Origin of the sequence: Dyella jejuensis (assembly GCF_044904675.1) — a bacterium.
Lineage (GTDB): Bacteria > Pseudomonadota > Gammaproteobacteria > Xanthomonadales > Rhodanobacteraceae > Dyella_B > Dyella_B jejuensis.
Genome location: NZ_JADIKJ010000009.1, coordinates 153,181 through 174,791, shown reverse-complemented (window position 1 = coordinate 174,791; position 21,611 = coordinate 153,181). Strand labels below are relative to the sequence as shown.

The 21,611-nt window shown below is 63.3% G+C and carries 19 protein-coding genes; 11 read left to right on the top strand and 8 right to left on the bottom strand.

What is annotated here, in order from left to right; translation table 11 throughout:
• Positions 1 to 21: 21 nt before the first annotated feature.
• The 5 genes from murL to ISP15_RS09605 all read left to right on the top strand — a co-directional run bounded on the left by murL (position 22) and on the right by ISP15_RS09605 (position 8,709).
• Positions 22 to 1,386: a UDP-N-acetyl-alpha-D-muramoyl-L-alanyl-L-glutamate epimerase gene (murL, locus tag ISP15_RS09625; RefSeq protein ID WP_404547049.1), complete on the top strand. Its 1,365-nt coding sequence runs from the start codon at positions 22 to 24 to the stop codon at positions 1,384 to 1,386.
• On the top strand, positions 1,386 to 2,744 hold the full coding sequence (murD, locus tag ISP15_RS09620) for a UDP-N-acetylmuramoyl-L-alanine--D-glutamate ligase (protein ID WP_404547048.1): 1,359 nt from the start codon (positions 1,386 to 1,388) through the stop codon (positions 2,742 to 2,744). The genes murL and murD overlap by 1 nt, the downstream gene beginning before the upstream one ends.
• Positions 2,745 to 3,264: 520 nt before the next feature.
• Positions 3,265 to 5,208: an ATP-dependent DNA helicase gene (locus ISP15_RS09615; RefSeq protein ID WP_404547047.1), complete on the top strand. Its 1,944-nt coding sequence runs from the start codon at positions 3,265 to 3,267 to the stop codon at positions 5,206 to 5,208.
• A gap of 145 nt (positions 5,209 to 5,353) precedes the next feature.
• Positions 5,354 to 6,790, top strand: a complete 1,437-nt coding sequence (locus tag ISP15_RS09610) for a sugar porter family MFS transporter (protein ID WP_404547046.1) — start codon at positions 5,354 to 5,356, stop codon at positions 6,788 to 6,790.
• 305 nt (positions 6,791 to 7,095) lie between these two features.
• Entirely contained in the window at positions 7,096 to 8,709 is a 1,614-nt protein-coding gene (locus ISP15_RS09605; RefSeq protein ID WP_404547045.1) for a S15 peptidase family protein, read from the top strand.
• Between the two features lie 51 nt (positions 8,710 to 8,760).
• Here ISP15_RS09605 and hemE read toward each other — a convergent pair whose 3' ends face one another.
• The 4 genes from hemE to ISP15_RS09585 form a co-directional block, all read right to left on the bottom strand.
• On the bottom strand, positions 8,761 to 9,831 hold the full coding sequence (gene hemE, locus ISP15_RS09600; protein ID WP_404547044.1) for a uroporphyrinogen decarboxylase: 1,071 nt from the start codon (positions 9,829 to 9,831) through the stop codon (positions 8,761 to 8,763).
• The gene (locus ISP15_RS09595) at positions 9,832 to 10,095 is read right to left on the bottom strand and encodes a hypothetical protein (RefSeq protein WP_404547043.1); all 264 of its coding nucleotides are present in this window, start codon (positions 10,093 to 10,095) and stop codon (positions 9,832 to 9,834) included.
• Between the two features lie 175 nt (positions 10,096 to 10,270).
• Positions 10,271 to 11,374, bottom strand: a complete 1,104-nt coding sequence (gene aroB, locus ISP15_RS09590) for a 3-dehydroquinate synthase (RefSeq protein ID WP_404547042.1) — start codon at positions 11,372 to 11,374, stop codon at positions 10,271 to 10,273.
• Positions 11,371 to 11,913, bottom strand: a complete 543-nt coding sequence (locus tag ISP15_RS09585; protein WP_404547041.1) for a shikimate kinase — start codon at positions 11,911 to 11,913, stop codon at positions 11,371 to 11,373. Before ISP15_RS09585 ends, aroB begins: the two co-directional genes overlap by 4 nt.
• Positions 11,914 to 11,941: 28 nt before the next feature.
• Here ISP15_RS09585 and ISP15_RS09580 point away from each other — a divergent pair, with 28 nt between their 5' ends.
• The gene (locus ISP15_RS09580; protein ID WP_404547040.1) at positions 11,942 to 12,784 is read left to right on the top strand and encodes an SDR family oxidoreductase; all 843 of its coding nucleotides are present in this window, start codon (positions 11,942 to 11,944) and stop codon (positions 12,782 to 12,784) included.
• A gap of 95 nt (positions 12,785 to 12,879) precedes the next feature.
• Here ISP15_RS09580 and ISP15_RS09575 read toward each other — a convergent pair whose 3' ends face one another.
• Together ISP15_RS09575 and ISP15_RS09570 are read right to left on the bottom strand one after the other, a co-directional pair.
• Positions 12,880 to 13,575, bottom strand: coding sequence for a response regulator (locus ISP15_RS09575; RefSeq protein WP_404547039.1), 696 nt, complete (start codon positions 13,573 to 13,575; stop codon positions 12,880 to 12,882).
• 467 nt (positions 13,576 to 14,042) lie between these two features.
• Positions 14,043 to 14,873 (bottom strand): kinase, encoded by an 831-nt coding sequence (locus tag ISP15_RS09570; protein WP_404547038.1) that lies wholly within the window; start codon positions 14,871 to 14,873, stop codon positions 14,043 to 14,045.
• A 287-nt stretch (positions 14,874 to 15,160) separates the two neighbouring features.
• Between ISP15_RS09570 and pdxH the strand changes: the two genes are divergently transcribed.
• The 3 genes from pdxH (at position 15,161) to ISP15_RS09555 (ending at position 17,095) form a co-directional block, all read left to right on the top strand.
• Positions 15,161 to 15,748 (top strand): pyridoxamine 5'-phosphate oxidase, encoded by a 588-nt coding sequence (gene pdxH, locus ISP15_RS09565; protein ID WP_404547037.1) that lies wholly within the window; start codon positions 15,161 to 15,163, stop codon positions 15,746 to 15,748.
• Between the two features lie 8 nt (positions 15,749 to 15,756).
• Entirely contained in the window at positions 15,757 to 16,197 is a 441-nt protein-coding gene (locus ISP15_RS09560; RefSeq protein WP_404547036.1) for a secondary thiamine-phosphate synthase enzyme YjbQ, read from the top strand.
• Between the two features lie 88 nt (positions 16,198 to 16,285).
• Positions 16,286 to 17,095 carry an ABC transporter substrate-binding protein gene (locus tag ISP15_RS09555; RefSeq protein ID WP_404547035.1) on the top strand — a complete coding sequence of 270 codons (810 nt, stop codon included), beginning with the start codon at positions 16,286 to 16,288 and terminating at the stop codon, positions 17,093 to 17,095.
• Positions 17,096 to 17,344: 249 nt separating this feature from the next.
• Here ISP15_RS09555 and ISP15_RS09550 read toward each other — a convergent pair whose 3' ends face one another.
• Together ISP15_RS09550 and proC are read right to left on the bottom strand one after the other, a co-directional pair.
• Positions 17,345 to 17,920 carry a YggT family protein gene (locus tag ISP15_RS09550; protein WP_404547034.1) on the bottom strand — a complete coding sequence of 192 codons (576 nt, stop codon included), beginning with the start codon at positions 17,918 to 17,920 and terminating at the stop codon, positions 17,345 to 17,347.
• 12 nt (positions 17,921 to 17,932) lie between these two features.
• Complete coding sequence (gene proC / locus ISP15_RS09545) at positions 17,933 to 18,754, bottom strand: pyrroline-5-carboxylate reductase (RefSeq protein WP_404547033.1); 822 nt, start codon at positions 18,752 to 18,754, stop codon at positions 17,933 to 17,935.
• 430 nt (positions 18,755 to 19,184) lie between these two features.
• Between proC and ISP15_RS09540 the strand changes: the two genes are divergently transcribed.
• Both ISP15_RS09540 and ISP15_RS09535 read left to right on the top strand, forming a co-directional pair.
• Positions 19,185 to 20,222, top strand: a complete 1,038-nt coding sequence (locus ISP15_RS09540; protein WP_404547032.1) for a type IV pilus twitching motility protein PilT — start codon at positions 19,185 to 19,187, stop codon at positions 20,220 to 20,222.
• Between the two features lie 107 nt (positions 20,223 to 20,329).
• Positions 20,330 to 21,499 (top strand): PilT/PilU family type 4a pilus ATPase, encoded by a 1,170-nt coding sequence (locus ISP15_RS09535; RefSeq protein WP_404547031.1) that lies wholly within the window; start codon positions 20,330 to 20,332, stop codon positions 21,497 to 21,499.
• Positions 21,500 to 21,611: the final 112 nt, after the last annotated feature.

Genomic DNA, 21,611 nt, shown 5'->3' with positions numbered 1-21,611 from the left:
CATAAACCCGGAGCTTTTCGCGTGACCAACCCGATCCAACCCCGCCTGACCCAGGCCTTCCGCTTCGTCCGCTGCAGCTATGCCGAGGGTGTGGCCGAGCTGGTGTATGCCTTCGATCAAGGCGAGGAACTGATCGAGCGAATCCGCTTCCCCGCCGCCCCCGCGCTGCCGGCCGAGCGCAAAGAGGCTTTCGATGCCGCGCTCAAGCTGCTGCACTTGTTCGCCGGTGTCAGCTATTACAAAGCAGGCGTACCGCCGAAGATCGAAGTGGCCGATGGTCCGCTCGATTCCGCTACCGCCGAGCTGCTGGATGCGCTGTATCTGCATGGCCTTGCCGAATTCGCGTATCGCAATGGGCTCGATCTGCGTGGACGCATTCACTTCCCTCGCAGCGCTTCTTCCTCTTCTGCGCAAAGCGGGGAGCGCGCGCTCGCGAAAACATTGCACCTTCCTCCACGGACCCTCGTCCCCATCGGCGGCGGCAAGGATTCGCTCGTTGCCGTCGAAGCTATCAAGCAGATCGGCGGCGAAGCCACCGCGGTATGGGTCGGCAATTCTCCGCTGATTGCCGCCTGCGCCGAACGCACTGGCCTGCCAACCCTCAACCTCCAGCGCGAACTCGCTCCCGGCTTGTTCGAATTGAATCGCCTGGGCGCGTGGAACGGCCACATCCCGGTTACCGCAGTGAATTCGGCGATCCTCGCGGTCGCCGCCGTCTTGTATGGTTACGACAGCATCGCTTTCGCCAACGAACGCTCCGCTTCCGCCGCCACGCTGGAATACGAAGGCCAGCAGGTGAATCATCAATGGAGCAAGGGCTACGCATTCGAGCAAATGCTCGGCGACTGGCTGCACACGCATATCGCGACCGATCTCGATTATTGCTCGCTGCTGCGCCCGTATTCAGAGCTGGCGATCACCCGTGCCTTTGCCAGGCTCACGCCATATTTCGACGTGTTCTCCAGTTGCAATCGCAACTTCAAGATACTGGGGCCGAAACCGGCCGATCGCTGGTGCGGGCAATGCCCCAAATGCCATTTCGTGTTCCTCGCGCTCGCGCCGTTTTTGCCCAAGCCACGGTTGCTTGGCATTTTCGGACGCAACCTGCTCGACGACGAAAGCCAGGCGGCCGGATTCGATGCGCTGCTCGAATACCACGATCACAAGCCATTCGAATGCGTAGGCGAGGGTGCCGAGGCGCGTGCGGCGATGTATTCATTGAGCCAGCGGCCCGAGTGGCAGGAAGATGCGCTCGTCGCGCGCTTCCGCGCTGAAATCCTGCCGCAGCTGGACGTGGGCGAACTCGCATTGGAACCATGGCTGCAAGCTTCCAGCGACCATCGCGTGGCTGCGCGCCTGCGCGCCGCGCTCGCGGCCATCGGCTGATGCGTATCGCTGAACTTGCCGCAAAGCGCGTCGCGGTCTGGGGTTTCGGACGCGAGGGACGCGCCGCCATTCGTGCCTTGCGCCGGCGCGCGCCGCAACTGGCGCTGGCGCTCTATTGCAGCGAAGCCGAAGCAGCCCAGGCGCAGGCATTCGACGCCGCCGTGCGTGTCTATCCGCTTGAGCCCGATGCCGTCGCGCTCAGCGCCTATGATGTGGTGATCAAGTCGCCCGGTATCTCCGCCTATAAGCCCGCGCTGGTCACCGCGCAGGCGCAAGGCACGCGCTTCACCTCCGGTACGGCGATCTGGTTTGCGGAAAATCCGCAGGCGCGTGTCGCCGCGGTGACCGGCACCAAAGGCAAGAGCACCACCGTCGCATTGCTCGCGCATCTGGCCCGCGCACTGGGAATGCGCACCGCCTTGGCCGGCAATATCGGCTTGCCGTTGCTCGAACTGCTGGACCAACACGCCGAACTATGGGCGGTTGAACTATCCAGTTTTCAGACCGGCGAAGCCGGCCCGCTGGAGCTGGGTGTGATCACCAGCCTGTACGAAGAACATCTCGACTGGCATGGCTCGCGCGAACGCTACGTAGCCGACAAACTCAAGCTCGCCGACGTATCGCGCCGCTTGCTGGTGAATGCAGGGCAGCCCGCGTTGCTGGAAAAAACCTCCAGCCATCCGCATCGCTTGTTGTTCGGTCAAGCCGAAGGCTGGCATGTAGCGGAAAACGTCATCCGTCGCGGTAACGCCGATATCTTTCCCTTGCAGCGCATGACCGCGCCCGGCACGCACAACGCGCTCAATGCCTGCGCCGCGCTGGCCGCGCTGGAAGCGATGGACTTCGACGCGATCGAAGCCGCCGCGGCACTCGCCAGCTTCCGTCCGCTGCCGCATCGCCTGCAGGCATTGGGCGAAAGCGCTGGCCTGCAATGGATCAACGATTCGATCAGTACCACGCCGCAAGCCACGCTTGCCGCTTTGGATAGCCTGCGCGAGCGCGAAGTCACCGTGATCGTGGGCGGCCATGATCGCGGCCTCGATTGGAGCACCTTTGTCGGTGCAGTGGCATCGCGCACAGCGTTACGCATCGTGGCCCAGGGCGAGAACGGTCCACGCATCGCCAGCGCCCTGCGTTCGGCGAAATCAGGCGTGCCGCTTGGCGACGTCGACAAACTCGCCGATGCAGTCGAGATGGCGCGCACGATCACCCCGCCAGGCGGCACGGTATTGCTTTCGCCGGGCGCGCCGAGTTTCGATCAGTACCGCGACTATGCCGAGCGTGGACGGTGCTTTGCTGACATGGCGGGATTCGACGGGAAAGCGATCGCGGACATCGAAGGGCTGGGGATTGGTTGAGCTATTGCTTTCACTCCCTCTCCCTGCGGGGAGATGAGAAAAGCGTCGCTCCCGCCTTGCTTTCACGCCCTCTCCCCTTCGGAGAGAGGGCTGGGGTGAGGGGCCAACCTCGCCCGAAGAGTCATTCAAAACATCGCTCCGATATGCAGCGAGGCCAGATTGTCCCCTCACCTCGATCCTCTCCTCGCTCCTCAAACCCGAGCACCTCCGTGTGCTCTCCCCGCGTACCGCGAAGGGGAGAGGAAGAAGAGCACCACTCTCCACTCTCTTTCCCCTCTTGGAAGAGGGCTGGGGTTTGCATCGCGTGCACTGGCGGCCCGGCCCAGGCCGCGCTGGCCGACGAAGCCGCTCGTGGCGAGGACGATCTGCACCAGGCCAGGCACGATGCTCCAGGCCAGCATCTGCAGTTCGATGGCATGGCGTTTCTCCGTGATCGTACTGATGTGAATGGGATGACGCGCTTTCGCTGGTTGCGCGTGAATCGGTATCGCACATGACGGCCCTGCGCGATACTGCGACTATGACCGAATCCGATGATATCGGCGCGCTGCTCGGTGCCGATGGCCCGTTTGCCCGCGAACTGCCGAATTTCGCGCCGCGTGCCGCACAGCAGGCGATGGCGCGGGCCGTCCAGCACGCCATGGCCGAATGCGAGACACTGATTGCCGAGGCCGGCACCGGCACCGGAAAAACCTATGCCTACCTGGTGCCCGCCATGTTGTCGGGTGAACGGGTGATCGTTTCCACCGGCACCAAGGCGCTGCAGGACCAGCTGTTCTTCCGGGACGTACCCAAGGTGCGTTCGGTGCTCGGCGCGCGCGTGAAGGTGGCCTTGCTCAAGGGACGCGCCAATTACCTGTGCCTGTATCGCCTCGACCAGACCGTGCGCGAGGGGTCCGGTTTCGACCGCAACCAGGCGACGCAGCTGGCGGCGATCCGCGCGTGGTCCGCACGCACGCGGCGCGGCGATCGCATGGAACTGGCCGAGGTGCCGGAAGATTCGCCGCTGTGGCTGCGCGTAACCTCCACGCCGGAAAATTGCCTTGGCGTGGAGTGTCCCTTCTACGACGACTGCCATGTGATCGCCGCCCGTCGCGAGGCGCAGGAGGCGGATCTGGTGGTGGTCAATCATCACTTGCTGTTTGCCGACCTTGCGTTGAAGCAGGAGGGTTTCGGCGAAATCCTGCCTGGTGCGCAGGCGTTTATTCTCGACGAGGCACACCAGATCCCGGAGCTGGCCGGCCAATTTTTTTCGCAGAGCATCAGCGCGCGCCAGCTTACCGAGCTGGCGCAGGATGCATTGGCCGAATGCGCAGGTGTCACCGGCGCGATCGGCCTGCTGCTGGAACCGATCGAAGCCTTGCAGGAAGCCGTGCGCAAGCTTCGCCTGAGGTTGGAATCGCTGCCCGCGCGAGGTGCGTTCCACGATCTGCTCAAGGGCGATGGCGTGCCGCCGGCGCTGCGTGACCTGGGTGAATTGCTGGCTGCGTTGACCGACGTGCTTGCCTCGCAAGCGGAGCGTTCGCGCGGTTTCATGAACGTGCATGATCGCGCCGCCGGCCTGAGCGAACGCCTGGACCGCATCACGGAAGAACATTCCGAGCAGGATGTGCGCTGGTATGAACTGTTTCCACGCGGTTTTGCGCTGCATGCGACGCCGCTGGACCTGGCCGCGCCGTTGCGCGCGATGCGCGAGCGCACGCATGCGGCGTGGATCCACACCTCGGCTACCCTGTCGGTAGCCGGGCATTTCGATCACTTCGCCCGCCAGCTTGGCCTCGATGATCCGCAGGCATTGAGCCTGGAGAGCCCGTTCGACTATGCGCGCCAGGCGCTGTGCTACATCCCGGAAAAGTTGCCCGATCCGGCCGCGCGCGATTACACCGACCGCGTGATCGATGCGGCGATGCCGGTGCTGGAAGCTTCCGATGGCCGCGCATTTCTTTTGTTCACCTCGCATCGTGCCTTGCGTCGCGCCGCCGAATTATTGGCCGACCGGGTGCCATGGCCGCTGTTCGTGCAGGGCAGTGCACCGCGGCATCAGTTGCTGGAGGAATTTCGCGCCAGCGGCCATGGCGTGCTGCTCGGCGCGGCCAGCTTCTGGGAGGGCGTGGATGTGGCCGGCGAAGCATTGTCGGTAGTGGTGATCGACAAGCTGCCGTTCGCCGCGCCGGACGATCCGGTATTGCAGGCGCGCCTGGAAGCGCTGGAGCAGATGGGCGTGAATCCTTTCATGGGTTGGCAGGTACCTTCGGCGGTGATCGCGCTCAAGCAAGGCGCGGGCCGGCTGATCCGCGACGTGCACGATCGTGGCGTGCTGGTGCTTTGCGATCCGCGCCTCACCAGCAAGGGATATGGCAAATTGTTCCTGGCCAGCCTGCCGCCGATGCCACGCACGCGGGAGCTCGCGCAGGTGCGACGCTTCTTCGATGAACATCAGTCATGCGGGGCCGTGCAGTCTTAGGCCAAGCCTGGGCGGTTTGGATGATCCGGCATTCCCGTCTACGATGCCCAGGTCAGGGATGCATACGTATTCAGGCGGACAGCTTTCGTGCCTGCACGCAGAATCGGCCACCATTCGACACCATCATGCGGGGAGCATGATCCCAATGAACCTAGATACCAGTACGCAGGCAAGCGCGTCGCAAGGGGAAGAGGCGCGCACCACGGCGAGAGTCGTGCTGATTGCCGCCGCCGCCGCCATCGGCGGATTCCTGTTCGGCTTCGATACGGCGGTCATCAACGGCGCCGTGGACGCGGTGCGCCATGGCTTTGGCCTCGGCGCGGGCCAGATCGGTTTCGCGGTGTCGTGCGCCTTGCTCGGTTCGGCATTGGGCGCGTGGTACGCCGGTCCGCTGGCCGATCGCCTGGGCCGCGTGCGCACCATGCAGGTCGCCGCGTTGTTCCTGGTGCTGAGCGCGATCGGCTCGGGGCTGGTGCACGGTGTGTGGGATCTGGTTCTCTGGCGCGTTGTCGGCGGCATCGGCGTGGGCATGGCATCGGTGATTGCGCCGGCCTATATCGCCGAGGTGTCGCCGGCGCACGTGCGCGGACGCCTGGGCTCGATGCAGCAGCTGGCGATTGTGCTCGGCATCTTCGTGGCCCTGCTCAGCGATGCGTGGCTGGCGAGCACGGCCGGCGGCGCATCGCACCTGCTGTGGCTTGGCCTGGAAGCGTGGCGCTGGATGTTCCTGCTTGCTGCATTGCCGGCGCTGATTTACGGCGTGCTGGTACTGGGTGTGCCCGAATCGCCGCGGTACCTGGTGGCGCGTGGCCGCCTGCCGGAGGCACGCACGGTATTGGCGAAAGTGCTGGACTTGCATAGCGACAGCGCGCTCGAAGCCAAGGTCAGCGACATCGCGCACAGCTTGCGCGCGGAATACCGGCCCAGCTTGCGCGACCTGCGCGGCCCGCGCGCCGGCCTGTTGCCGATCGTATGGACTGGCATCCTGTTGTCGGTGTTCCAGCAGTTCGTCGGCATCAACGTGATTTTCTATTACTCCTCCACGCTGTGGCACTCGGTGGGTTTCAGCGAGGCCGATTCGTTTTCGCTCACCGTGGCAACGTCGGTGGTGAATGTATTGGTGACATTGGTGGCCATCGCACTGGTGGACAAGATCGGACGCAAGCCATTGCTGTTGATTGGTTCGGCCGGCATGACGCTTACGCTGGGCTTGATGGCGTGGTGTTTCTCGCAAGCCACCGGCAGCGGCGCGGCGCTGAGTTTGCCGGCGCCATGGGGAGTCACCGCGCTGGTTGCGGCCAACGCCTATGTGGTGTGCTTCGGTTTGAGCTGGGGACCGATGGTATGGGTACTGCTGGGCGAGATGTTTCCCAACAGCATCCGTGCGATTGCCTTGGCGGTGGCCGCGGCAGCGCAGTGGATCGCCAATTTCGCCATAACCAGCACTTTTCCGTGGCTGGCACAGATCGGATTGGCGTTCGCGTATGGCTTGTATGCGCTGTTCGCGTTGGTGTCGCTGCTGTTTGTCATGCGTGCGGTGCGCGAGACGCGCGGCATCGAACTGGAAGATATGCGCGCCTGATCGTTGGCATACGTGCCACGCTCCGCATGACGGCGGATGCGCGAGTCATCATCGCTTACGCGCGCGATAAGTAATAAAAAAACAGGGACAGGTACGTTGCCGTGTCATGCGCCCGCATGGCGCATAACACGGTTGCGACGCTTAATTTTCAAGTCCTGCTTTGACTTCCATCAAATCCTGATGCGCCAAGTCACGACTGTTCACGCAAGCATCACCTGGGTGAGCGCACATGTGCGCGTCGCCATGCATACGTGTGCGCATGTGCGGGGGATCACATCTGTCTCAAAACATCAGCGGAGGGTGTTATGCGAGCTATAGCGACCTTGTTGAGCGTTCTGGTAGCGGCGATGGCGGCAACCGCACCGGTGGCGGCCCAGAGTCTTCCCGGCACGGTGACATCGATTCCAACACCGGATGGCTATCAACTCAATGCGTATGTTTCGGTGCCTGCAGGGCAGGGAAACGGACCATTTCCCTTGGTGGTGATGCCTTCCAGCTGGGGCTTTTCATATACGGAATACGTGGGCGAAGCCAATCTGTTGGCGAGTAACGGATACGTCGTGATCAGCTACAGCTCGCGCGGCTTTGGTACCGGTTGCGCGTTGAATCCCGAGTGCGGCTACATCGATATCGCAGCGCCGCTGACGGTGGGCGATGTCAGCACGGTCATTACCTGGGCGTTGAATCACACGCCTTCCAATCCCCAGGCGATCGGCGTGTCCGGTATTTCCTATGGCGCGGGAACCAGCCTGCTGGCGGCCGAGAACGATCCGCGGATCAAGGCGGTGGCTTCCATGAGCACCTGGGCGGACTTGGCCGCATCGCTCGACGCCAACCAGACGCCGAGCCAGCAAGGCATCGCGCTGTTGTCTTTTTCCAGTTACATGGGCAAGCCCGGAACACTCATATCGCAGGTGAACCAGGATGTGCTTGCGGACAATTACCAGGCAGCGGTGAGCGCGGTGTTGGCCGATCCTTACACGCCAGGACGTTCGCCCATCACCAACATCGCAAAGATCAACGCCAACGGCCCGGCCGTTTTCGTCGCCAATGATTTCGAAGACAGCCTGTTCGTGCCAAGTCAGCTGATCAATTTCTATAACCAGCTTACCGTGCCGAAAAGGTTGATGTTCTCGCATGGCGATCACACCACTGCCGAATTGCTGGGCGCGGCAGGACTTCCCAACGAGGTCTACAGTGCCGTCAATTCGTGGTTCGATCATTACCTCAAGGGCATCAACAACGGCATCGATGCCCAGCCGCCAGTGCAGCTGAAATCGCAGACCGGTGTATGGAGCGACTTCGCGAACTGGAACGCGGTGCAACAGGGCGCGGTGACATATAACCTGACCAAGCCGGCTTCGTGCGGCCTGCTGTACCAATGCACGGGCAGCCTGTCGAGCGGTTCCGGCGGCAACTGGCAATACAACGTTACCGGTGGCTATCTGACCGCCGCTACCACGGGCGTGGTCTTGCTCAGCGGTGCGCTGACCGGTTATCTGGATCTGCCTCCCCCTGTGGCCCTCTCGCTGGTCAACCGCTGGAATGCAGGGGTATGGGTGGGGCCGGTGGCGACGCAAACCGAAAACCTGCTGGGCATGCCGTCGCTGCAGGTGACGGTGACGCCTGCAAGCAATCAATTCACCCTGGTGGCGTACCTCTACAGCGTCAACGCATCGGGTATCGGTCAGCTGATCACCTGGAAGCCCTATACGCTGGCTAACGCGGCGGTTGGCGTGCCGCAAACCATCGACATGAACCTGGAAGCGACCAACTGGGAGATCGACCCGGGCGATCAACTCGCGCTGGTGATTGCCACGGACGATCTGCGTTATGCCGGCGTAACGCCGTTCAACAGCAGCTTGACGTTCAGCGCTTCGGCGGAGACGCCTTCGACGTTGACGGTGTCCTTGCACTAATGTCCTGCGCTCCATTCCCTCTCTCTCCAGAGAGGGAATGGAGCAGCTGCGTTAGGGATCGCGCAACTGGCGGCCATAAGCGTGCACTTCATCCACCAGCACCTTGACGTGCTCGGGGTCGACTTCCGGCGTGATGCCATGGCCGAGATTGAAGACATGGCCCGGATGGTTGCCATAGCTGTCGAGCACGTTGCGCACTTCGCGGCGGATGGTATCCGGACTGGCGCGCAGCACGGCCGGGTCGAGATTGCCTTGCAGCGCCACCTTGCCATTGACGGCGCGGCGCGCATCGGCGAGTTCGATGGTCCAGTCCACGCCCAATGCGGCGCAGCCCGTATCGGCCATGGCGGAAAGATGCGCCTGCGCGCCTTTCGAGAACAGGATCACCGGCAGTTCGCGCGCGTGCGGGTCCGCCGCCAGCGCGTCGACGACCTGAGCCATATAACGCAGCGAGAATTCGCGGAACGCGGCCGGACCCAGCAGGCCGCCCCAGGTGTCGAACACCATCAGCACCTGCGCACCGGCTGCTGCTTGCGCAGCCAGATATGCGGCCACGGATTGTGCCAGCGTGTCGAGCAGCGTGTGCGCGAGGGACGGATCGTTCCAGCACATCGCCTTGGCGCTGGCGAAATCACGTGAACCGTGGCCTTCCACCATGTAGCAGGCCAGCGTCCACGGGCTGCCGGAGAAGCCGATCAGCGGCACGCTGCCGTCGAGTTCCCGGCGGATCACCCGCACCGCATCCATCACATAGCGCAACTCGGTTTCCATGTCCGGTACGCCGAGTTTGTCGACCTCGGCGCGAGTGCGTACCGGACGGGCGAATTGCGGTCCTTCGCCTTGTGCGAACGAAAGGCCCAGGCCCATCGCGTCGGGAATGGTCAGGATGTCGGAGAACAGGATCGCCGCATCCAGTTCGAAGCGCCGCAGCGGCTGCAACGTCACTTCGCAGGCCAGTTCGGGACTTTGCGCCAGCGCCATGAAACTGCCGGCCTTGGCGCGGGTGGCACGGTATTCGGGCAGGTAGCGGCCGGCCTGGCGCATGACCCATACGGGAGTGGTATCGACGGGCTCGCGGCGCAGGGCACGCAGCAAGCGATCGTTCTTCAAGGCAGTGTGCATTTATCGGCGTCCATAGGGGCCGTCCAGCCCCTGGGCAAACATTACGCGGAAGCCGCGCTTGAGTTGGGCATCGCGCATTTTCTCGAAGGCGGCGATGGCCTCATCGCGTTCCAGGTATTGATCGCGCTTGAGCGTGGAGCGCCCGCCCTGGGTGCCGGATTCACGGTATAGCGTCCAGCCGCCAAGCAGATCCTGCTCCAGCACGATCTGTACATAGCGCGGCGCTTCGGCCGAGGCAGGCATGGTTTGCAAATAGAGGCGCATGGCGTCCATGTATGACGGTACGGCTACGACACCGCAGGTGCGCCATTCTAGGGCCTGTTCGCGCCCTTCGCGTAGCCCGCGTCAGCGTTGCGTGGCGATCATGCGGCAGCGTGCGGTGCAGGCCTGGCTGGTTGTCAGGGCAAGCCGCACGCTGCCGCATGGCGGCCACGCAACGTTAATCCGATGCGATGGCTTCGCGCAGGACTGCCAGCACGTCTGCTTCGTCAACGCCGGAAACGATCTCTGCACGCCCAATGCCCCGCCACAGGATCAGGCGTAGCGCGCCGGCCGTGTTCTTCTTGTCCAGCCGCATCAGCGCCAGCAACCGCTCGGCTTCGAAGCCGGGCGGAACGCCGGTGGGCAAGCCTGCCGCCTTGAGCAATCCTTGCAGGCGCAGCGTGTCGGCCTGCGCGCTCATGCCCAATCGCTCGGACAGCCGCGCCGCCAACAGCATCCCCACGGCGACGCCCTCGCCATGCAACAGGGTGGTGTAGCGGCCGGCGGTTTCCAGCGCATGGCCGAAGGTATGGCCGAGGTTGAGCAATGCGCGCTCGCCTTGTTCGGTCTCATCACGAGCAACCACGCCAGCCTTGTAGCGCACCTTGGCGGCAATGGCCTGGATAAGGGTGCTTTCGTCGCGCCGCGCCAGGGCCTGCGCCTGCCGTTCCAGCCATTCGAAGAACACCGCGTCGCCGATCGCAGCCCCTTTGATGACTTCTGCCAGGCCGGCGCGATATTCGCGCTCGGGCAAGCTGTCCAGGGTACCGATATCGGCGACCACGGCGCGCGGCTGATGGAAGGCACCTACCAGGTTCTTGCCGGCAGGAAGATTGACACCGGTTTTACCGCCGACCGAAGAATCGACCATCGCCAGCAGCGTGGTAGGCATCTGTATGAAATCGATGCCGCGCATCCAGCATGCCGCGGTGAAGCCGGCCAGATCGCCGACCACGCCGCCGCCGAGCGCGATCACGCAGGCATCGCGCGTGGCACCAAGCATCGCCAGCGCCTCGAGCGCGTTGCCGACATGGGCGAAAGTCTTATGTGTTTCGCCGTCCTCGAGCAGGAAGGATGACCACTGCAAGTCGCCAAGCCCCTGCGCAACGCGCTCCAGGTAAAGCGGCGCGACGGTGCGGTTGCTGATCACCAGCGCATGCCGCCCGCGCAAAGCGGCACGCCAGCGGGCGCGGTCGTCGAGCAAGCCGCGGCCGATCCATACCGGATAGCTGCGCTCGCCCAGCGTGACATCGATGGTTTCGCGTGCAACGTTGCTGGTCATGCTGCTTGCCGGTTCCAATGTTGATCGATCAGGGCGATGCAGCGCTCGCTTGCCGCGACAACGCCTTCGTGTTCGCCGCCCGGTGGAATAATCAGGTCGGCGATGCCCTCGTACAGTGCGGTACGCGCGATCGCCATCGCTTCGAGCTTGCGATGGCGATCGGCATCGGCGAGCAGCGGGCGGGTGGTGTCGTGGGCAAGGCGCTGCAGTTGCAACGGCACCGTGGCCTGCAGCCACACCACATAACCACGCTCGGCCAGATGGCGGCGATTGGCCGGGTCGAGCACGACGCCCGCGCCACTGGCGAGCAGCACGCCATGGCGGCGGCTACACTCGTCCAGTATTGCGTGTTCCCGGCGACGGAAGCCGTTCTCGCCCTCGATGTCGAAGATAGTGCCGACGGAAACGCCGGTAAGGCGTTCGATTTCCTGGTCGAGATCGAGAAACGGCATGGCGTAGCGCGCGGCAAGCTGGCGGCCGATCGAGGTCTTGCCGGCGCCGGTCGGACCGACCAGGAACAGGTTGCACGAGGGATTCATGCGTGGATTTTAGCAAGCGGGTGGATAGATGTCCGAACGGGTATTGATCGCCGGCTGCGGCGACCTGGGTTATCGGGTGGCCCGGTTGCTGCTGGCACGCGGCGAGAAGGTCTATGCATTGCGCCGTCATCCGCCCAGGCAGGACGATGGCTCGCTGTGCTGGCTGAAAGCCGATCTGGGTCGTCCGGAAACCCTTGGCGCGCTTCCGGCAGGTATCACTCAGCTGGTTTACCTGCCGGCACCCGATGCGCGGGCGCAGGAAGCCTATCGAACGGTCTTCGTCGATGGCCTTCGTCATCTCGTTGGCGCTCTCGACAGCAGATATCTGCAACGTGTGCTGTTCGTTTCCTCCAGCGCGGTGTACGGCGATCACGCCAGCGAATGGGTGGATGAAGCGACTCTCCCGGCGCCGCGGGATTTCAATGGCAGGATCCTGCTTGAGGCGGAGCAATGGCTGGCGGGCCAGCCGTTCCGTTCCGTGGTACTGCGTCTGGCCGGCCTTTACGGCCCGGGACGCCTGCAGTTGATCGAACGCTTGCGCGCAGGCACGGCGGTGGTGCCACGCAAAGCAGTGCATTGGACCAACCGCATCCACGTCGACGATGCGGCCGCCGCGATCGTGCACCTGCTCGATCTCGCACAGCCGCAGGCGTTGTACCTTGGCGCGGACGATACGCCCCTGCCTATCGATGTGCTGTACGACTATCTCGCCGAGGCAAGCGGGGCACCGCAAGTTGCCGAAGGGCAGGCACCGGCATCGATAGGCAGCAAGCGACTCAGCAATGCACGTTTGCGTGCCAGCGGTTTCCGCTTGCGCTGGCCGGATTCGCGTGCCGGCTATCTGGATCTGCTGCGCTCAAGCAGCAATTGAAAGGTGTGCTGCGGACATGTTGCATGTTTCGCTCGCCAGGGCAGCGCGGAACCCAGGCGTGCCCGTGGCGTCAAGCGGCGCGATTGGCAGCAGGTTCAACGATCCGGGTCGCCGAAGGATTGCCCATGCGCGATGCCCGGCTCGATCACGTGGGAAGTGAGATGTTCGTCGATGCCGTATTTGATCAAGTCGGCATCGCGTGCAAGACCGAGCTTGCGCATGGCGCTCATTTTCTGCGTGCTGACGGTCTGCTTGCTGCGATGCATGCGCTCGGCAATCTCGCTGACCGTAAGCCCGGAGACGAAGAGCCGCACCACTTCCAGTTCCCGCACGGTGAGATCGCGGGCACGCAGGCCTTGGTTGCGGCCATCGATGCCGTGCGCGGTGACGATAGCTTCGATGGTGGGCGATAGATAGCGCTTGCCCGCGACCGCGCAATAAAGCGCGGCCGTCAGGTAATCGAGGGAATCGGCCTTGCTCAGGATGCAGTTAATGCCCTGCGTCATCAGCGAACGGATGACGCCGGTGTTGTTCATCATGGTCAGGGCGATAAGCCCCACGTTTGGAAAGCGGCGCCTGAGGAATCCGAACAGGGTGATGCCATCGCCGCGGCTGCCGCCCGGCATGGAATAATCGGTAATCACCACGTCGACCGGATACCGCAGCAGCAGTTCCACCAGTTCGGTGGAGTTGCTTGCCGAGCCGACCACCTTGACGCCGGGATGCTGTCGCAATTCGTGCGCCAGTCCGGCGAGCAGCAATGGATGATCATCCGCGATGACAACACTCATCGAAAGGCCATGCGTGGCTTTGTGCTGAGAGTCTAGATTTTCGTTGGTAGATTTCACCGACGCCGTCCTGCGCGATTGGGTTGAGAGTCTTTCCGTGACATTGCCGATCTGCATCGGCGTTAGGAGAGGTCCTGCCATGTTCGACGATGCTGCGGAGGCCCTTCGATCTTGCGGGAATCGGCTACCGCCGGGTGCGGCCTTCGATGCTTTTTGAAGGTTGTCGTCACAGGCAATGGATTATGGTTTTGGACGACAAGCCCACCAATAGGAATATTCCTAAAACATCGGGCCGTATGCTCGCAAAGCTTGTCCCGGCGGGCCTGGGTTCATGCTTGAGGCGCGTTTCGGGTTATGTGGACCGATTTCGTTCGCGTGCCCATGGCTGTTGTCGTCAGCTGTCGACCAGGCATGCTGCCAGGCGTTGTAACCGGCGCGGGGACATGTACAGCATGCAGCTTATGCAAGCTTCAATTGTGGTTGAGACCCATGACGTGCCGGCCGGCGTCGTATTCTACGCAGGTATCGGCCAGCACAGGCAGGGTGGCGAGCGCGTGCCGGCTGAGGCGCTCGAACAGGGCCAGGAAATGTTTCATCGCTGCGGCATCCATCGCCAACGGAGCCTTGCGCGCAAGCAGCTCTTTTTCCGTTTCGCCACGCCAATGGCGGACCACGTCCCAGTTCGGCGCCTGCAGCACCACCAGCGCATCGAGTTTGCGCCACAGCGGCTGGTAGGCGCGCAGTTGCTTGTTGACCCAATGCCGCCAGCGGCCATCCTGGTCTTCGGTGCGTTCCAGTTCGTTGACCGGCTGTTCCAGCGCGCTGTCCAGCTGCGGGCGCAGGCCCAGGGCCCAGCCTTCCATGACGACCAGCCGCGGCGGCCGCACTATGCGCGGCCATCGCGACGGTGGCATGCGCGTATCGCGGCCCTTGTCGAAGCGCGGCCATGTCACGGGCAATTTGTCCGATGCATGCGGCAGCGCAGCCAACACGGAGAGCAGCAGTTCGATCTCGTGCGTGCCCGGCACGCCGCGCGTGCGTAACAGGGGATGGACCTGGTGTGCCAGTACGTCCCGCTCGCTGCGCGAATAATAGAAGTCGTCAAGCGATAGCACATCGGTGGGCCAGCCACGGTGTTCGGCCTGGGCCTTGATCACCCGCGCCAGGGTGCTCTTGCCGCTACCCTGCAATCCTGACAGCCCGAGCACGTAAGGCCGGTGAGTCCGCGCGATGCGGCCGGCGTAATGGTCCAGCAGGTGCCCGGCGAGCGCCTGATTCTGCGTGCTAGCATCAGGAAGCATTGGCATATGCGAAGAAGGCCGAGCCGAGGGTTGTCAGCCCGCATGGCGAGCACGAGCGAGGGAGTGTACGTCGATACACGATCGAGTGATGTTTCGTCCGCGGAGGCAAGCCCGCCAGGTCCGGCCGGCCGCCCTGCGACAGCCTCCGCGTGGCGGCCGTGCGGCAATCGGCGCCACGACTTGCCGCCTGGTGGCCAGGGCAAGTCGGCGCGGCCTGCTTTGCGTGTGCCAATGCACCCTCTCTCATCGCGCCATCATGACGTGCGCTGGCTAGTATTCAAGTACCTATGCTGAAACCCGAGATCCTAGACACTTTCAACACCTTGCTGGACCAGGCTGTGGCCAGCGGCGATCCCGAGCCGACCGCCATGAACCTTTCCAGCGTCGATGCCGCGGGCCGTGTCAGCTCGCGCATCGTTTTGCTCAAGGGCGCCGAGCTGCGCGGCTTCCGTTTCTTCACCAATTACGACAGCGACAAGGGCGTGCAGCTCGAAGCGCATGCCCAGGTGGCCCTCTGCTTCCATTGGAAAAGATTGCGTGAAGGCGTGCAGGTGCGGGTAGAGGGCACGGCGCGCAAGTTGCCACCGGAAGAATCCGACGTGTACTTTGCCAGTCGCTCGCGTGGCAGCCAGATCGGTGCGTGGGCATCGCTGCAATCGCAGACGTTGCCGCTGCGCGATATGTTCGACCAGCGCGTGGCGCACTACGAGCAGCAGTTTGCCGGACGCGAAGTACCGCGCCCGCCGCACTGGGGCGGCTATGTAATCGAGCCGGACATGATCGAATTCTGGTACGGGGCCAACTTCCGCTTGCACGAGCGCGTGCGCTGGGATCGCCACGGCCAGACCTGGACCAGCCGTTTACTTTATCCATAGGCCTTGCCATGAGCCGAGCCACGCCCGCAGAGCATGTCGCACAGCACGGTTTCACCGTGCATACACGCGGGCGCGGTTTCAGCGAGATCAGCGACAAGGTGGCCGGGCTGGTTGCGGCCAGCGGCGTGCAGACCGGTATCGTCAATGTCTTCACCGCGCACACCAGCTGTTCGCTGCTGATCAGCGAAAACGCCGATCCGAGCGTGCGTGGCGACCTGGAGCGCTGGTTCGCCCGCGCGGTACCCGATGGCGATCCGATCTTCCAGCACGATGCCGAGGGTCCGGACGATATGCCGTCGCATGTGCGTGCCATCCTCACCGGCGTCAGCCTCACGATTCCCGTGCATGGCGGCAAGCCGCAGCTCGGAATGTGGCAAGGTATCTATCTGTGGGAGCATCGGATGGACCCGCACCAGCGCAAGGTAGTGGTCACCGTGCTCGGCCATTGACCGACCCGCGGGAAAGAACGCGATGGCGCAAGCTCGTGTCGTCGATTCTTGGCCGCCCGCTACCTTGCCGAACTAGCCCTGGAGTCCCATGCCCGTCCACGATTCTTTCCCCCGGCGCATCGTCTGCCTTACCGAAGAGCCTACCGAGGTGCTCTATGCATTGGGCGAAGAAGCTCGCATCGTAGGCATCTCCGGCTTCACCGTGCGCCCGCCGCGCGCGCGCAAGGAAAAGCCGAAGGTATCGGCCTTCACCAGCGCCAAGGTCGGCGAGATCCTGGCGTTGCAGCCGGACCTGGTGATCGGCTTTTCCGACATCCAGGCCGATATCGCGCGCGAGCTGATCCACGCGGGCATCGAGGTATGGATCAGCAACCATCGCAGCGTGGACGGCATCCTCGCTTACATACGCCGCCTTGGCGCGATGGTGGGAGCATATGAAAAGGCCGAAGCCTATGCGCGCCGGGCCGAAGCGCATCTGGCCGACGTGCGTGCGGCGGCGGCGCGTTTGCCGCGCCGGCCCAAGGTTTATTTCGAGGAGTGGGACGAGCCGATCATCACCGGCATTCGCTGGGTGGCCGAGCTGATCGGCATCGCGGGCGGCAATGATGCGTTTCCCGAGCTGGCGCGCGAGTCGCTGGCAAAACATCGCATCCTGGCGGATGGCGGAGAGGTGGTCCGGCGTGCGCCGGACATCATCTTCGGCTCATGGTGCGGCAAGCGCTTTCGTCCCGAACGTGTGGCCGCGCGGCCAGGGTGGGATGCAATTCCCGCCGTGCGCAATGGGCAGGTGCACGAGATCAAGTCGCCGATCATCCTGCAGCCGGGCCCGGCGGCACTGTTCGATGGCCTGGATGCGATCCATGCGGTGATCGCCGCATGGGCGGTGCGGCCGCATTGAAGGCCGCATTGAAGTAGGTGCGCTCACTTAAATCCATTTCTGTTTGGATGCCTGGGTGTGCATGTCGTGGGTTGGGCCATTGCCCACGGCGTCCGAAAGCGCCGCAGGCAATGGTGCACCCAACGCCATGCATAGCCATGCGCCTAGACGGAAACGAGCTTAAATGAGTGCCATTGGAAGGCGATACTTGACCAGTGTTGCCTTGATATCGCCGGTACCCAGGCGGGCACAGCGCCGATCCATATGTCCTCATCCACCTTGCGCAAGTCGTGCACCGATATCGAAGATCGGTGCGACGAGCAGAATCCGCGCCAGCAGCAGCACGATCACCACCACGGTCGGCGAAAAATCGATATTGCCCGCAACAAGTTTTCCACGCAGCGGACGCAGCACCGGCTGCACGATCGTGCCGGCAAGCCGTACCAGGGGCTGGTGCGGATCGGCCGAAAGCATGCTGAGCAGTGACCAGATGAAGATCACCACGATATAGAACAGCAGCACGAAATCGAGCAGGTCGGCCAGCGACTCGATCAGCAAGCCAGGCAGGAATGGCATCGCGCCGGCCAGCAGGTCGATCAGCACGCGCTCGATCAGCAACGCCAGCCACACCATCAGCAAGGCGGCCAGATTGATGCGCCGCCAGTTCGGCAGCAAACGGCGAACCGGCGCCAGCACCGGATTGGTATAGCGATAGATGAACTGGCTGAGTGGATTGTGGAAATCGGCGCGGTTGGCTTCGGCCAGCAAGCGGAACAGGAACAAAGTGGCGATCGCGCTGAAGACAACCTGGATCAGCAGGGACAGGGCATTAAACACATAGGGCATGGATGCATTCCTTCATGACTTGTCCAGGGCGGCCGCCAGCTCTTCGCCACGGCGCGTGGCGGCGGCCACGGCACGGGCCACGATGCGCGGCAGCTGATCGGCGCTGAAACTTTCCAGCGCGGCTTGGGTGGTGCCGTTCGGCGAGGTGACGCGCTGGCGCAGCACAGAGGGTGCCTCGTTGCTCTCCACCAGCATGCGTCCGGCGCCAAGGCAGGTTTGCGTGGCCAGGATGCGCGCCGTTTCGCGCGGCATGCCCTGCGCGACCGCGGCATCCTCGAGCGCTTCGACGATGGCGAAGAAGTAGGCTGGCCCGGAACCGGACAGCGCGGTAACCGTATCCATCAGCGCCTCGTCATCGATCCAGCGGGTGATGCCGACCGCGTCCAAGATGTGCTGCGCCTGCTCGCGTTGCTGCGGCGTCACGCGCAGGTTGGCGCACAGTCCGGTCGCGCCGGCACCGATCAGGGCGGGCGTATTGGGCATGCAGCGCACGATCGGCAGCAGGCTGCCGAACCAGCGTTCCAGCTGGTCGATGCGCACGCCGGCGGCGATGGAAATCAATAGCGGTCGATTGCGCTGCAAGGTATCGCGCAACTGCGCATGGATGGCCGGCATGATCTGCGGCTTCACCGCCAGCACCAGCACCTCGGCATCCGCTACCGCCAGTTGGTTATCGACAAAGGTCGCCACGCCAAAATCGCGGCCCAGCGATTCACGCGCTTGCGCCTGGGGCTCGGCGACGCGCAGGTTGGCGGCGGCAGCGCCGGTCTTGAGCAGGCCGCCAATCAGGCTGCGTGCCATATTGCCGCCACCGATGAATGCTATTCGGGTCATGGTGCCTTGGTCCGGCGTTGTTCCAGGTGACATACCTTACCGGAGCGGCCATGAGTATGGCTCTCCCTCTTGGGCAGGATTGAGGCGAGGGGGCAGGCTCGCGGTGATCCGTATCAAGCGCTCCGCCTGCAGCCTGCCCCAATCGGGCGCCCCGCAGGCGGAAAAGCAAACGGCAACGCGGCCGGCGCCCGCACGGTCGCGGTTATGTGTGCACGCTCGCATTTGATGATCGCCACGGGCCTGCTGCACCAAGAAACACTGGCTGTCCGCCCGCTGCCCCGAGTAGTATCGGTCGAGCAGCAAAAGGGGACCGGGGGAAAGGCAAGGCGGGCATGCGCCCGCTGCCGGCGCAGCCATCCGAGGTGACCGCCCGTCGTCCTGTTTGCGGCACGCATTTTCATACCGACGATCGGTTGAGGGGATACATCCGATGGACATCGCCGAACTGCTGGCCTTCTCGGTGAAGAACAAGGCGTCCGACCTGCATCTGTCGGCCGGCCTGCCGCCGATGATCCGCGTGGATGGCGACGTGCGCCGCATCAATATTCCGGCGCTGGAACACAAGCAGGTGCACTCGCTGATCTACGACATCATGTCGGACAAGCAGCGCCGCGATTACGAGGAATTCTACGAGTGCGATTTCTCGTTCGAGATTCCCGGCCTGGCGCGCTTCCGCGTCAATGCCTTCAACCAGAACCGCGGCGCGGGCGCGGTTTTCCGTACCATTCCTTCCGAAGTATTGACCCTGGACGATCTCGGCTGCCCGAAGATCTTCCGTGAACTGATCGAGCAGCCGCAGGGCCTGATCCTGGTGACCGGTCCGACCGGTTCGGGCAAGTCGACCACGCTGGCGGCGATGGTCGACCACATCAACAAGAACGAATACGGCCACATCCTCACCATCGAGGACCCGATCGAATTCGTGCATACCTCGCAGAAGTGCCTGGTCAACCAGCGCGAAGTGCATCGCGATACGCACGGCTTCAACGAGGCGCTGCGTTCGGCGCTGCGCGAGGATCCGGACTTCATCCTGGTCGGCGAGTTGCGCGACCTGGAGACCATCCGCCTGGCGCTTACCGCCGCGGAAACCGGACACCTGGTGTTCGGCACCCTGCATACCAGCTCGGCCGCCAAGACCATCGACCGCATCATCGACGTGTTTCCCGCCGGCGAAAAGCCGATGGTGCGCTCGATGCTGTCCGAATCGCTGCGCGCGGTGATCTCGCAGACGCTGCTGAAGAAAGTCGGCGGCGGCCGCATGGCGGCGCACGAGATCATGGTCGGCATTCCGGCCATCCGCAACCTGATCCGCGAGGACAAGGTGGCGCAGATGTATTCCTCGATCCAGACCGGCCAGCAATACGGCATGCAGACGCTGGACCAGAACCTGCTCGACCTGGTCAAGCGCGGCGTGATCGCGCGGCAGCAGGCGATCGGCTATGCGAAGAACAAGGAAGTGTTCAAGTGATGACCCCGGGAATGGGAAGCAGGGGCAGGGGATAGCGAAGCAAGCGTGTCTTGCCCTAGCTATCCGCCGCGCTCCGTTCCCTGTTCCCTTCCCATTGGGAGCTCGCCATGAGCGAATTCGATTTCACCTCGTTCCTGAAACTGATGGTCCACAAGAAAGCGTCGGACCTGTTCATCACGGCCGGCGTGGCGCCTTCGATGAAGGTGCAGGGACGCATCGTGCCGATCACGCAGAGCCCGCTGTCCACGCAGCAGGCGCGCGACATGGTGATCAACGTGATGACGCCGGCGCAGCGCGAGGAATTCGAGAAAACGCACGAATGCCAGTTCGCGATTTCCGCGCAGGGCGTGGGGCGATTCCGCGTGTCCTGCTTCTACCAGCGCAACTGCGTGGGCATGGTGCTGCGCCGGATCGAATCGAAGATCCCGAGCATCGAGGAACTGGGCCTGCCGCCGGTGATCAAGCAGCTGGCGATGACCAAGCGCGGCATCATCATCTTCGTGGGCGCGACCGGCACCGGTAAATCCACCTCGCTGGCGTCGATGGTCGGTTACCGCAACCAGAACTCGACCGGCCACATCATCACCATCGAAGACCCGATCGAATACGTGCACAAGCACGAAGGCTGCATCATCACCCAGCGCGAACTGGGCATCGATACCGACAGTTGGGAAAACGCCCTGAAGAACACGCTGCGCCAGGCGCCGGACGTGATCCTGATCGGCGAAGTGCGTACCCGCGAAACGATGGAATACGCGATCAACTTCGCCGAAACCGGCCACCTGTGCCTGTGTACGCTGCATGCGAACAACGCCAACCAGGCGATCGACCGCATCCTGCATTTCTTCCCGGAGGATCGGCGCCAACAGCTGTTCATGGACCTGTCGCTGAACCTCAAGGGCATCGTCGCGCAGCAGTTGATACCGACGCCTGACGGCAAGGCGCGCCGCGTGGCGATGGAGGTGATGCTGGGCACGCCGCTGGTGCAGGATTACATCCGCCAGGGCGAAATCCATAAGCTGAAGGAAGTGATGAAGGAATCCACCAACCTCGGCATGATGACCTTCGACCAGAGCCTGGTGACGCTCTACCAGGCGGGCGAGATCAGCTACGAGGACGCACTGCGCCACGCCGACAGTTCCAATGAGGTGCGCTTGCGCATCAAGCTGTCGCAGGGCGGTGACGCGCATACCTTGTCGCAAGGCCTCGAAGGGGTCGAGCTGGAAGAGGATCGCAGCAACCAGAGTGGCCTGGGCGGCGGTTTCCTGCGACGTTGACGCTACCGACCCTGCTTACGCGAATAGTGCGAACAGGTCCCAGGCTTTCTCCCCGCGAGGGGCGGGAATAAAAAAAGGAGCCGATATCTGGCTCCTTTTTTGTTGCAGCTTT